The following is a 13489-nucleotide window of genomic DNA, read 5'->3' as shown; positions in this document are numbered from 1 at the left end:
ATTTTTGCGACATGTCTTGTTCTTGTGTCGCTGGCGACGACACTTTAGCTAAGAGCCAACCGGCCAGGCGACTATTCATTTAGGCGTGCGCTTTAGAACAGAGTTTTTGCGGAGTAGAGGTGATAGTACGCAGCGGACCTACTCGCCCAGCAGGTACCAACGCGTTTTTGAGGTTTAAATGGCATTAAAAAGCCGGCTTGTGGTTAGCTTTTTATTAATGCAGGTATTTGAAAGCAAACAGCTTATCGCTTTCTAGAAGTCAATGGTTCCCCCATTCAGTCCCCCACTTTCTGCGATTTTTGTTGTTTTTTTTTCCGGTAAAAAACCGGCTTTTTCGTGGGTTTTGCTCAGTATATTCTTCCTGCTCTGGTATTGAGCTGCCATCGGGAAAGCACCGCATAGTCAGTTGTGATGGGAGTGGAGGGGCGAATGTGCCACAAATGCTGGTATTGGTATGTTAGAAACGGAGGGCACTTGGGGCGAGGTATTCAAATGCAATAGTTCTGACTAATCACTTTCAGGCACTTAAAACAGGGATTGATATCTCGTTCGCAAAAGGCCAGTTACTCGCCATCTTGGTTCCTTAACCTCTGATTAAGTCTTTGTAAACTCAATCTTATCCAAGAGCCACGATGGTCCCTCTTTTTTTGAAAGGAGTCTCTGGCCTTTTTCCAGTTATACCGCCTCTTGGGGCAGGATCTTTTTGCTCAAGGTCTTCTTGCAAATGACGTCGAAGACCACAGAAGCGATTTTACGTGCCAGTAGGGGAGGAACGGCATTCCCTACTTGGTGAAATTGCTGGGTTCTGTTCCCTTGGAAGAAGTAGTTGTCCGGGAATGTCTGAAGTCGAGCAGCTTCACGTACGGTCAGGCTACGGCACTGTTTGGGATCGTAGTGAATGAAATAATGCCCGTCCTTGGAGATATGGCTAGTGATAGTTCTGGAAGGATGGTTTTCCATTTGGACTCTAAACCGATCACTGAACTTCCCGCTCTCCCAGTTCTTATGTGCTGGTGCCAGTCCAGAAAGAGAGAATTGCTGATGTCCTTTGGGGGATATTCCATGGGCGCGGGCAAACACGCTTGCAAACATATATCTGCGTAGGTCGGAAGGCATGTGACCGCGCGCATCATGGTTCAGCCAGTAATCCAATCGGCTATCGAGGTACCATTCATCCAGTGGGGGGATGCCCGTTTTTCCGTCGCCCTTGGTTCGAGCGATCCGAAGTGCGCCGACATCGACAGGCGCGTTCAACAGGCCACTCCTGACAATGTCCATTTCGGCCGCTAATTTTGGATCAGCTCTGTTGTCGAGCTCTGCTCGCATCTCGTCCAGCTGATTCGCTACTTCTTGGTACCAGGCTTCGTTTCCGTCACGCTGCTTGGTCAACCGGCTGCGCAGCGTGGGTAGATTCCCCAAAACCTGCTTGACGGTTATCTGCGCATCTATTTCCGGCAACCCAGAATGAGAGGGGATATTCCCCTCTTCATCCAGCGCTATGCCCAGGAGAATGACGCGGTGCCTCGCCTGAGGAATACCATGGTCCTCGGCCCTGATGATGAAACCACGGGGATCCAGTTTTTCAATATCCTCGTCAGGCCCATAGGACTGTCCCGTCACCAACGAGCAGATGCGGTATCGGGTGCCGGACTTCGATTCTCCGAGCGCCTTGTGGGGGTCCGACAGATCCTTGAGGATCTGAGAGAAGATTTTCTCGCCACCAACCTTGGAGGAAAGGATGCCCTTGACGTTTTCCATTACAAAGACAGTCGGTTGCCGCTCCTTGATGATCCGCAGATACTCTTTGTAGAGGAAATGACGGTGATCATTCTCGGCACTGTAGTTTGCCTTCGCCTGGTTACGAGCGCGGCCCACAATGGAGTAGGCCTGACAGGGCGGTCCGCCGATCAGCACCCAAGGCCTGCTTCTATCGAGGCGTGCATCTAGGATCTTGTCCAGTTCTTCGTCGCCGGCTTCGCTGCCCAAGGTGATGCGTCGAGCTTCGCCATCAGCCTCTTTCCACTGGACCTCGCTTTCATCCGAGAAAGGCTTGTCTGTGATGCCGTTGCAGAAGTTGTAATAGTCATCTAGTCGCGCCGGATTCTTCAGCTTGAGCAGTCTGTAGAAAGCTCTCAGTTTCAGTGTCTCGCGTGCAATGGGATCCATCTCGGCGGAAACCACGGTCTCAAACCGGTTCCCCCCCCCCGACGAGGCAAAGCCTTCTCCCAGCCCTCCCGGGCCAGCAAAGAGATCGACGATCTGGATAGGCTCAGGGAGCATCGCATTGGTTTCGAAGGCTGTATCTTGCTTCAGTGGCAAGGTCATTTGGGTTTCAGTCATGGACATAGTTAGCAAAGAAGTCAGGTCTCGCATGATGGCTGGCATCCGCGGCAGCAATACGTCCCCGGAAATGAAGATTCGGAGTCTGCTGCATCGGCATGGCTTCAGGTATCGCTTGCACCGAAAAGATCTTCCAGGGAAACCCGATGTGGTGCTGCCTCGCCATCGGGTCTGCATTTTCGTTCATGGCTGCTTTTGGCACAGGCATCCCCGCTGCAGATACGCCACTATCCCCAAGACGCGTGAGGAGTTCTGGCGCCTGAAATTCGACCAGAACGTGAAACGAGATATCAGAAACCGCGATGAACTGCTGCAGCAAGGGTGGCGCGTCTTCGAACTGTGGGAGTGCGGAATACGCGGACCGGAAGCGGACATGAACTGGCTGCTGGAAGCGATTCAGGATTGTAATCAAAAATATATCTCCTGGCCCGACTTTCCTTATCTGAACACATTCTCCCCCGAGTCGTCGCTGCCTTCGACCAAGGTGCCGGCAGGTTTCTACCCAGATGGCGATGCACAAACTAGTGCAGCACAGACTAGGCCGTCAAAACAAAAAATGTCAAAGTGACACTATGGAAAGAGGTGGTCAGAGAGTTCATGTGTAAACCCTCTGATCAGGCTAGGTGAAATTCTGGATGCAAGTAAGGATGGCTTCGACATGAACCCGCAGATTGAGACCTTCGCAAGGTTGATCCAAGACAAACTCCCAAGCCATGACGGCCCGGAGCAGGCCGCACAGGCGGTGCAGCGCGATTTTTCGGCTATCGGCATGCCTTTCTCTGACGAGATGGTGCGAAATTTTGGACTCGCACTCGAGCACGTCATAGCCTCGCGGGAGGACGTCGAGATCCTGCGGCGGAACTCACTGATCAAGCCTATGGCGGAGTGGTACAAGGGGCCTGGCTCGAAGGACGCTCACTGGCCAGCGTTGAAGGGATATCTCGCCAACTCGAAAGGGTGGGATAAAGATGCAATCATATCGATCGATGAAAGCTCGTCCGAGGTTGTCTCATTGCTGGCAAACCCCTCAAACGATAGCTTCCGTCATCGTGGGCTGGTGGTCGGTTATGTTCAATCCGGCAAAACGGCGAACATGACTGCGGTGATCGCTAAGGCAGTGGATGCTGGATACAACTTGATCGTCCTGCTCGCAGGTGTCACCAACAAGTTACGCGCGCAGACCCAGCGCCGCATCGAGAACGATATTGTCAATCGTCACCGTCATCTCTGGCAGCTTTACACGACAGAGCACGATGATGGAGATTACACCTATCCGAAAAATGGACAGTTCACTTTGCCAGCTCCGGGGGGCGCGCAGCTGGTAGTGATGAAAAAAATCACCTCACGGTTAGAGACATTCCGCAAAACGATCCTAGATGCAAAAGGAAAGCCGAAGACACCTTTGGCTACACTCCGACGTCTGAAAGTTCTCTTGATTGATGACGAATGTGATCAGGCATCTGTCAATTCCTCCAACAACGACTACGATATGACTCGGATTAACGCTGAGATTCGTAAGATCATCCGAGCGTTGCCTGCCGTTTCCTATGTGGGTTACACGGCGACGCCATTCGCTAACGTGTTCATCGACCCCTACCCCCACAACCAGAATGAACTGGACGATCTATATCCAGAAGATTTCATTACCGCACTGCCTCGAACGGAAGGCTATTTTGGTGCGCGGGAGGTATTTGGCTTCGATCCTGCTGATGCAGATGACGAGACACCTGCAGAAGCAGGTAGGGATATGATCCGAACGATTCCAGATGAAAAGCTTAATCTTCTACGTCCCGCACGCCTTAGTGACAAGGACACCTTCCATCCTCATATGACCGAGGAACTCGAGAGCGCCATATTATGGTTTCTGATTTCCTGTGGTATTCGAAGAGCTCGGGGGCATGCGGACAAGCATATGACAATGCTTATCCATACATCGCCCAATATAATCCAACACACAAGGATGGCGGAACTCATCGGTAGGTGGATCGAGAAGTACCGAGATGATCTGATCGACGGCTCCGGAGATATCTTCGAGCGAATGGAGCAGCTCTTTAGGGATGAGACGGAAAAGGTCCCTCTCGAGGGCCAAGGCGCGAGTTCCTTGGCTGAATTGTTGCCCTATTTTGGTAGCGTCCTAGAAGCCCTAGAGATTGCTATTGAAAACGGCGAAAGTTTCGAGAGGCTTGATTACACCTTGGAGCCCAAGACTTACATCGTTGTTGGTGGCACGGTTTTGGCTAGGGGCCTTACGCTCGAAGGACTTTCGGTATCCTTTTTCCTGCGTACCTCCATGCAATATGACACGCTGCTGCAGATGGGTCGCTGGTTCGGCTACAGACACGGATATGAGGATCTACCCCGCCTCTGGACCACCGCCAATCTCGCAGCGAACTTCCGCGCCTTGGCGCGCATCGAGGAAGAAATCCGCGAAGACATCCAAAATTATCGCAAGCACAAAGTAACACCTAAGGAGTTTGCGGTAAGAGTGCGCGCTATTCCAGGCATGGCGATCACTGCTGCGTCCAAGATGCGGCACGCCTATCGCAGCAACATCAGCTTCGAAGGTCGTCATGTACAGACCATTCGCTTCGACCACCAAAGTCAAAGCATTGTGTCCGGTAACTGGACAGCAGCCGCCCAGTTCGTGAACGAGGCTGTGGGAAGGCGTCAGGTGGAAAAGCAGGGAGGGGGCAAACGGCACCTCGTACGAGGGGTCTCACTTCAGGAAGTACGGAAGTTCTTAGTAGCTTACGAGATCTGCGATCAGCACATGGACCTGAAGAAGGATCTACTGCTTGGCTACATAGACGAAGCGGCTGATCGTCTTCAAGAGTGGAATGTGGGCATCATCACTCCTACTTCCCCTAGGTCATCTGTCAAACCCCTAGGCTCACTCGGATATGTCTCTACCGCTCGACGTTCTCAGTTGGCTGCCAACGAGAAGGGCTATGCCGATATCAAGGCATTGATGTCCAAGAATGACATCCTGATCGACGTAACGACCCCAGGCTCGAAAACCAGCGACAGCTGGTCCGAACTCAAAAGCAGTCGACCTCAAGCCCCCTTGCTCCTGATTTACGTCATCGATGGGAAGTCTGAAGCTCAGTCCAAATCGCGTATCGATCTCGATGCTGTAGGTGATCTGATTGGCGTCGGTATCGTGTTCCCGGGTACACCCGATCAATCAGGTGACTATTTTTCGGTGGAGCTGGATGCCCCTGTTCCCGAACAGATCGAGGAAGAGGAGGAGCTGTTCGGCCAGGCAGATGAAGAGGCCGTTGATGAGAAATAGGCCTGTCGAGCGGTGGAAACGGTTGAGAGCAACTGGTACAGGGGACGGGGTTATTGAGGTCCCCAGTATCGACTCGGGTGTTGCAACAGGTTTCGGGACTGCCCGGTATGCAATCGGTGGGCAGGGTCAGCCGCGTCTCCTTGTCCCTATCAGTAGCATGAGTTCGACAAAGGGCCTGACCTCTACGACAAAGCTTTCTGTGACAACATCCAGCTTCAAGGTCTCGGGGAAAGGTACCTTGTTCATCGACATCATGAGCTTGGATCGGGCGCTGGACCCTGTCTTCGCAGAACTGGCAGAGGATATTCTTCGCCGTATTGAAGACGGGAATGTGCCGATCGTTTCTGTGACCACGGCCATCGAGGACTTCAGGGAACTGCTCAAAGAACCCTCTCGCGCCGAAGTCTCCGATAGCAAGATTCTCGGGCTTGTTGGAGAGCTTTACATCTTGCGAATGCTGACAGGCTACAGCCTTACAGCGGTTGAGGCCTGGACTGGGCCTTATGAGTTGCGTCATGACTTTCGGCGTCATGCTCATGCGCTGGAGGTGAAAACTTCCGGCCGATCCGATGCAAAAATAGTGTCGATCCATGGAATCGACCAGCTCGGGGCTCCAACTGGCGGTACCCTGTTGCTTACCCATGTCCGTATGGAGCGGGCAGACCATGGAATACTTTCCGTGGGCGAGCTTTTCGACAGTCTGGTGAAGTTGGGTGTCGACAGAGGGTCGCTATGCCACGGTTTGGCTGCCCTGGATTGCTGGGATCCACATGCCGAGGAGTGGAATCGCCTTTCATTTACCTATGAAGGGCTACAGGTGTATTCCGTTGACGACGGTTTTCCGAGGATCATCGGGTCCAGTTTCACTGGGGGATCCCTCCCGCAAGGTGTCTCCGCAATAGGGTATGAAGTTGATCTCGGTCATGCACTACCCTTTGAACTGTCCGCCACAGATTACGACTTTGCCTTTAGGAGGATTGCAGGATGATGCGACTGGACCGTTTCAGCGAGCCTTTTTCCAAAACGGGAAACATAGCGGCTGATGGATTCAGAAGACTATTGGGCTGTCCAGTTCAGGGGCTACTTCAAACCGTTTTGCGCGAGTCGATCCAGAACAGTATCGATGCAGCACGACTCGGGTACGGTCCTAGCCTACTTATTCGATATCGCACGCTCACCTCTTCTCAGTGCGAATTACTTCGAGAGAACGTTCTTGTAGATCTTCCCCTGGGAGACCAGACACGCAACGAGATGGCAGTATCGCTTGGCAAGGGCGGTCTGAAAGTTCTGGAGATATGTGACTTTAATTCGACAGGACTCGGTGGGCCCACGTCGGGTGATGTGGCGTCAACCGGTGAACATACACTCGATTTCGTCAATTTTATGCGAAACGTAGGCGTTGCGCGTGACACGTATCATGGTGGCGGCACTTATGGCTACGGTAAGGCGTCGCTGTATGCGATGAGCGCCTGCTCGACAATTCTTGTGGATACTCAGACAACCCATGAAGGGATGCCCATACGCAGGTTCATGGGTTGCCATCTCGGTACGGCTTTTGATGCTGATGTCGCCGGTCAGAAGCGCAAGAGATTCACTGGACGGCATTGGTGGGGGAGGAGCGACGGAGACGATGGCATTGATCCGTTGAATGGCGATAACGCGTCGGCGACTGCGATATCACTGGGGCTGCCTGATCGTGATCCGGAAACGACAGGTACATCGATCCTAATTCTCGACCCTCAGATCGATGATGAAAATGAAGACAGGCCGGTTGCACACGATATTTTGGAAACGATCCTATGGAATTTCTGGCCAAGGCTGACGGCATCGACTCCTGAGCAAAAGAAGCTCAGTATCAGAGTTGAAATCGAAGGTATAGACTTTCCCGTCCCTCCACCGGAAGCTTTTCCTCCTCTCGACCTGTTCGCCTCCGCCATGGACGCGTATCGCGAAGGACGTATAACCGAGACCATACGATGCGAGCGCCCCAAGCAGAATTTGGGCGCTCTCGTCATCACCAAGGGAGTGTGCGCAAGTCGGGTGGGTCCTGCGTTGGACGAAAGCTCAATCATTCCTACTCAAGCATGCCATATCGCACTTATGCGACCGGTAGAGCTAGTGGTGAAGTACATACAGGGGGAACCCTTCCACGACGCAAGATTTGAGTGGGGTGGGGTCTTCGTCTGTTCAAGTGAAAATGAGGTGGAAGAAGCTTTCGCGATGGCTGAGCCTCCTGCACATGATGACTGGATTCCGAGCATGCTCCCCGGTCGAAATTCCAAGACGTTCGTTCGGGTTGCCCTGAGGCGTCTTGAGGCTTTGGCCAACAACTATGCGATCCCGGTGACAGCACCTACGGCCGGGGGGGGCGAGCGCGGTCCCTCGCTCGCCAGTACTGCAGCGCGACTGGGGCGACTGCTTGATTCAGCATCAGGGAAAGGTCCGGGAAGGCCTAAAGCCTTGTCCCGAACTCCATCAAGGAAGAAGAGCCTCTCTATCTCCCCCGCGCGATTCGTTCGTCTTGAGCTCGATAGTGAGAGTCGCCGTTGCGCAATTTTTGAAGCGGATCTTCATAACGACGAAGCGGACAGCTCGCTCGAACTATATGCCGAATCTCACTTGGTCGCCGATGGTGCAGCTGCCGATGGAAATGACCTCCCTGCCAGCTTCGAGACGAAAGTGATCGGAATGTCCCTAGACTCCACGGGGGACTCTGCACAAGGTGCAACACTTCAGGTCGGCATCGGAAGCGGAACCCTCAAAATAAAGGTTCTGAGCCCTCCCGACGCGGCCATTGGGCTTCGCCTCCATTTTCTGAGCAGAGGTAGAGAATGAGCCGCATAGCTCTTCCGTTCCTAGTGCTCCCAAGTGAAGTCGTCAGCTTCACGGGGTGGATGATCGGCCCTCCGGGCGAGCCTCTCTATCTTGCGTCAGACATATTGGAAGATTGGGACTACGAACAGGATATTCAGGTCAATGTTCAAGTTGAGGTTGATTTTGCCGAGGCAGCAGCACACCTCGGGATCGATGCATCAGATCTGAAGCTGGCTGTAACTCTAGTAGCAGGGACAGGAGTCGGCAGCTTGCCACGTCGTCTGGACAGGCTATCAACTGAAGTCATTGATGAGAACAACCCTGTCATCACGCTTGAAGGATTGATACTTGGGAGGAAACTTTCAGGGCAACTGCAGCTCAGCCTCAGAATCCTTCTCGACTCTCCTCTCGGCTCTGGTAATGCATTGTCCCCTAAACAGCGAGGGGCGCGCTTGTGGCAAAGCCAGAAAAACATTCTCATCGAGGATGGGGGGGACTCAAGGTTCCCCATTGAACTGGCAAGCTTTTCCGAAAGTTTTCAGGGCAATTCAGAACGTTATACCCCTTGGCTTGTGGATTGGAATCCCGACGCTTTCGAGGCTGATTTCGGGGGTAATGTAAGGCTTTATGTCAACGCGGATATCGAGAATGTTGTGGGCAGATTTGTTGAAGGAGATGCTTTGACCCTTCAAGCAATGGTCGCAGACGTCATGACGCAGATGATCGATGTGGCACTTGACCTTGGTGGCGAAGGGGATCTCACTCACTTTGAAGAGGGATCGATTGGTCATCAGACAAGAGTTTGGATGGATATTGCTTTCCCTGGACAAAGTCTCGACAGCATCAGGCAGCTACGTGCCTATAAACCCGGCAGGTTCAGGGCCTCGATTCTTGCGTCGGCCGATTTGGGGGAGTACGAGTAATGCGTGTTTCACTTTTACCTCGTTTGAGGGCTCACGGCGTCACGACCATTCTTGAAAAATTCAATAGCACTGCGTCTTCCACCAAGGGCAGCCTTGATGCGCTTAGGGATTATTCGGCCCTCAAGTCCAACGCCCCTAGCGGAGGATCAAGAGCGGATGGCGTCGCAGTTGCTGTAGCCGCGGAGCTGAGACGAATTGCACAAAAGCAAGGCTTTCCCACTGTAAACACGCAGTCTGCCCGAGCGCAGTTCGACCAAGATGCAGCAATCTACCTTGGTCAGAAAGAAGAGCTGAAAACAGGGGAGGCACTTCGCGATGATGTCTGGGCGTTCATGAGTGCTGTGCTGGCGCCAGATGTTGTGGTCTGGCGTTTTACAGATCAATCACGTGAGCGCTTTGCTGGTGGCGTTCGTAACTCGTTTCAGAGGCTCTGGGTACGCGGAACGGTTCTTGACCGAGGTGAAAGTCATCCAGAGCGATGGGCGCTTATACACGAGTTGTCCGAAGATGCCATGGTTCAGATTTTTGAGCGGCCATCTATCGGCGGTAATCCTGTTCTGGCTCTCGCGATAGCGGAAGGGTGGCTGAAAACAGCAAAAAAAATGGGTCGAGGCACCATGGAATATACAATGCGTGGTGCAACAAAATTACTTCGCCTAAAAAATCAAATTATTGATCTAGCCTTCTTGGAAGTTGAGGAGCTGGAACTCATAGTTTCCAGTGCTTTTGCATTGGCTGCATCTGTAAAAGATACAATAAGCTCTGTCGAGAGCCAGGAGGCCTAATGGCTCAGCGTGTAAATCTAGATGCGATGATTCCGCGAGAAGACTTCGCGATTATTAATGAGGATATAATTGAGCTCGAGCTAATTAGAGATTTTCCAATCGCGCATCTTGAGTCCGACTCTGCAGTTCTCAAGCTACTGAGGAAGCCAGATTTTCAGCGAGAAACGAATCACTGGAGTCCAGAGCAGATAGCAACATTCATTACAAGCTTTCTTGATAATGAAGTCATACCTTCGCTTATACTTTGGAAGTCTCCGAACTCTATTTTTGTAATCGATGGCGGGCACCGGCTGAGCGCCTTGCGCGCTTGGATGGTAGACGACTATGGGGATGGTTCGATTACTCGTGAATTCTACAGTGGAGATATATCAAATGAACAAAAAAAGATAGCCGCCCGCACTAGGCGCTTGGTAGAGGAAAATGTTGGAAGATATTCTACTCTAAGAAGTCATGTAGGGAAGAAAGTTAATGGCGATGTGGCTATAGCAAACAGAGCATCCAGACTTTTTACGCGGCCTCTAAACCTCCAGTGGATTCAAGGGAATGCAAGTGTAGCAGAGACTTCATTTTTCAAAATCAACTCACAGGGTACTCCTCTGGATGACATAGAGGAAATGCTTATAAAAAACAGGAGGAAGCCCTTTGCCGTTGCAGCTAGAGCGATATTGCGCTCTGGCAATGGGCATGAGTACTGGTCGCAGTTTAGTAACACCAACAAGTCAAAAATGCGATCGTTGGCAAATGAGCTGCACGGCTTGTTATTTAATCCAGAATCCCAGATGCCTCTCAAGACTCTTGATGTTCCATTAGGAGGTTCGGTATCGCCCGTTGAGGCTCTAGCTTTGCTTATCGATTTTTTGACCATTGCCTCCTCTAGGTCGCAAGAGCCGATATCGATTGAAAAATATGAAGACGATAATACAGGCCTGCAAACAATAAATAGTATGAAACGCTCTTTAGAGGTTTTAAAGCGGATAACTGGAAATTCTCCGGGAAGCCTTGGGTTGCACCCCGCAGTATACTTTTACAATGAGCGAGGAAAATACAATAGGTTCTTGTTTTTAGGGATGATTTTGCTGGTAGCCAAAAAAATCACGTGTAATGATGATGATTTTTTTAAAAAATTTATTGTTGCGCGAGTGCATGTTGAAAACTTTTTGATAGCCAACAAATCCATTGTTACTCTGCTTCTTCAAAATATGAGCAAAAAGCAAAGAATTCCTAGAATGGCTGATATGTTCGAATATTTAACTCAGGTTGCTTCCTCTCTTTTAAGTGCTTCTGAGCTTGGAAGGAAGCTGGCTTTTTCGAACGTGGCGTCTAAAATTGGACTGTCGGGACGCGTCTTGGATATCGGCGAGTCACAAGCCTCTGCAAATTTCAATGACGACACAAAGTCAACAATATTTATTAACACCTTTCTGCCAAATTTACCCAAGTGCTCGGTGTGTCAAGGGTACTTGGATCCGTCGAAGTCTGTCTCCTACGACCATAAAGTTCGTAGGCGCGAAGGTGGTCTAGGAACAGTCAGCAATGGTCAAATTGTGCACCCTTATTGTAATACAGGAGTCAAGTCCTAGATTCTATACGAAATCCCTACCGGTAGATCGCGTCATCAAAGGCCGTAGCTGTTGCCGCTGACCGAAACCTGACCTAGTAAAGGCTGGTCTCACAAGATCCGCGAACTGGATTCCCCGAAATAATGATCGGCTACTGATCAGCGCGAAGTGCCGACATGATTTCATGATATTGTTCATTTAGTTCGTTATGTACACGGCGGTGTAGCGCGACGCTTTGGAGCCAGCCCAAGATGAACGGTGTACGCTCGATTCGGCCAAGCACGCGCATAGCCAAGGTCAGGCCGTTCTGGCATGGGTATTCGGCCTCCGGGTGACTCACCCAGGAATCAGGCGCGTTTAACGCTTCGCTTTTTCGCAGCATATGCAGCCAGCTGCTCAAGCGCGTACTGGATTGCATAGGGCGCTGGTCGGTAGGTGGTCGACTCTTGGCTGCTCAAGTAATAGCGCATAACTCGGTCCGTGATGCCGAGTGCGGTCGCTGCTGCTTCTTGGGTAATGCCTGCCGTCTCCAGAAGTCCACGCAGGTAAGCCGGGGACGGTTCGTACAGTGAGGCGTCTGGCTTTCGAGGGTGCATGTCGTCAGTTCCGTATCCCGTATCCCGTATCCCGTATAATCGGACGTTTGTGCCGCTTGATGTTATGCGCCTACGGATTCATACGCAGCAGCCGTGTAATGCTCTAGCGCAACACCCTCTTTAGGGCATGTTTTCAAGGTTGTCGATGAGCTCCCCCATGCAATACCCCCCCAAATTCGTCACTGGCCCTTCTCTCTTCGAGCACGTTAACCGGTGATTATTCCACCGCTTCTGTGTTGGTTGGGTTAGCAGGGGTAATAGCAAAGTAATACTCATCATCGGCATGCGGATCGAACTTAGGGCGAGCGATACGACCTTGATCCAAAGCGTATTGAAGCACGTCGCGCACTTCTAGCCAGCCGTCTGGCTTGATCACGTTCAGCGCTTCAATGGCTTTGCTAATTTCTCTCCAGCCAGTGTTTTCTGACTTGATGGTGTTCAGCAACGTTGTCAGGATCAGTTGCTGGCGCTCGACTTGATTCATTTTGGTCACTGGCCTCACTTCCTCTTCGGTTGGTGTCACTATTTTTATGACGACATCGGTGCCGTAGTTGCGAATGAATTCGTAAGCTTCTTCGCGGCTCAGGTCGCCTTTGATGATCTCAACGCGGTCACGCATTGGCTTGTCAAAGTGAACGATGGTGACGTCGTATTTACCGCCGCCGACTTGGACAGAAAGCGGTACCCCTGTGCGCTCGTGGGTTTCCCGCACAATGCGAGTCTCTGCAAGCTGTTGCAGTTCTGCCTCGGTCACGACGTCCCACTCAGGGCGTTCAAATAGATCCGGATACACGCGGTGTTTGGTTGAGAAGTAGCGCTTGGAAAGCTCGATGCAGCTCTCACGGTTGCAGTCAGGCGTTTTGATCACATACAGGAACGGTGTCTCTAGGTTCTTTTGGCGCCAGTTATTGCACTTGCGGAGACTGGAAAACTCGACGGTTTGAAACAGCTCGCCATTATAAAACACCTCAAAGGTCAGAAGTGTTTCGGTAGGCTTGGCTTGTTTGTTGATGGTCATGTCGTCCTGCTCCGTCACTGTAGGGTGCCGCTTCGTTTGGCCAGGCGTCATACTGGGAACATTGTTCCTGTCTGGCAAGAGCTTTTTTCACGTCATAATTCGGATTGAATCAGAGTTTTAAGTAAGAGACGGAAGCCGATCTTATCTTGGTGAAGCAATCGC

At 51.6% G+C, this 13489-nt stretch carries 9 protein-coding genes and 1 pseudogene; 7 read left to right on the top strand and 3 right to left on the bottom strand.

Annotated elements, in window-relative coordinates:
* Window positions 1-675 precede the first annotated feature (675 nt).
* Window positions 676-2325, bottom strand: coding sequence for a DNA cytosine methyltransferase (locus tag BFP92_RS01415; RefSeq protein WP_239694226.1), 1650 nt, complete (start codon window positions 2323-2325; stop codon window positions 676-678).
* A gap of 13 nt (window positions 2326-2338) precedes the next feature.
* Between BFP92_RS01415 and BFP92_RS30075 the strand changes: the two genes are divergently transcribed.
* From BFP92_RS30075 to BFP92_RS01380, 7 genes are all read left to right on the top strand, one after another.
* The gene (locus BFP92_RS30075) at window positions 2339-2908 is read left to right on the top strand and encodes a DNA mismatch endonuclease Vsr (protein ID WP_083221680.1); all 570 of its coding nucleotides are present in this window, start codon (window positions 2339-2341) and stop codon (window positions 2906-2908) included.
* Between the two features lie 90 nt (window positions 2909-2998).
* Entirely contained in the window at window positions 2999-5632 is a 2634-nt protein-coding gene (locus BFP92_RS01405) for a Z1 domain-containing protein (protein ID WP_065911271.1), read from the top strand.
* Window positions 5553-6620 (top strand): PD-(D/E)XK motif protein, encoded by a 1068-nt coding sequence (locus BFP92_RS01400; RefSeq protein WP_083221679.1) that lies wholly within the window; start codon window positions 5553-5555, stop codon window positions 6618-6620. The genes BFP92_RS01405 and BFP92_RS01400 overlap by 80 nt, the downstream gene beginning before the upstream one ends.
* Window positions 6617-8467 carry a hypothetical protein gene (locus tag BFP92_RS01395; RefSeq protein ID WP_065911269.1) on the top strand — a complete coding sequence of 617 codons (1851 nt, stop codon included), beginning with the start codon at window positions 6617-6619 and terminating at the stop codon, window positions 8465-8467. Before BFP92_RS01400 ends, BFP92_RS01395 begins: the two co-directional genes overlap by 4 nt.
* Window positions 8464-9369 carry a hypothetical protein gene (locus tag BFP92_RS01390; RefSeq protein ID WP_065911268.1) on the top strand — a complete coding sequence of 302 codons (906 nt, stop codon included), beginning with the start codon at window positions 8464-8466 and terminating at the stop codon, window positions 9367-9369. Before BFP92_RS01395 ends, BFP92_RS01390 begins: the two co-directional genes overlap by 4 nt.
* On the top strand, window positions 9369-10154 hold the full coding sequence (locus tag BFP92_RS01385) for a DUF6339 family protein (RefSeq protein WP_065911267.1): 786 nt from the start codon (window positions 9369-9371) through the stop codon (window positions 10152-10154). Before BFP92_RS01390 ends, BFP92_RS01385 begins: the two co-directional genes overlap by 1 nt.
* Window positions 10154-11734: a GmrSD restriction endonuclease domain-containing protein gene (locus BFP92_RS01380; RefSeq protein ID WP_065911266.1), complete on the top strand. Its 1581-nt coding sequence runs from the start codon at window positions 10154-10156 to the stop codon at window positions 11732-11734. Before BFP92_RS01385 ends, BFP92_RS01380 begins: the two co-directional genes overlap by 1 nt.
* Before the next feature lie 130 nt (window positions 11735-11864).
* On the opposite strand, the pseudogene BFP92_RS30985 reads toward BFP92_RS01380, so the two are convergent.
* Window positions 11865-12032 (bottom strand): annotated as a pseudogene (locus BFP92_RS30985) (Tn3 family transposase); the annotation flags it as partial.
* Window positions 12033-12526: 494 nt separating this feature from the next.
* On the bottom strand, window positions 12527-13327 hold the full coding sequence (locus BFP92_RS01370; RefSeq protein WP_065911264.1) for a hypothetical protein: 801 nt from the start codon (window positions 13325-13327) through the stop codon (window positions 12527-12529).
* Window positions 13328-13489 lie beyond the last annotated feature (162 nt).

It is taken from the genome of Pseudomonas sp. 58 R 3 (assembly GCF_900006605.1).
GTDB classification, from domain to species: Bacteria; Pseudomonadota; Gammaproteobacteria; order Pseudomonadales; family Pseudomonadaceae; genus Aquipseudomonas; species Aquipseudomonas salomonii.
The sequence above is the reverse complement of the archived record's forward strand: the minus strand, read 5'-3'. Positions and strand labels throughout refer to the sequence as shown.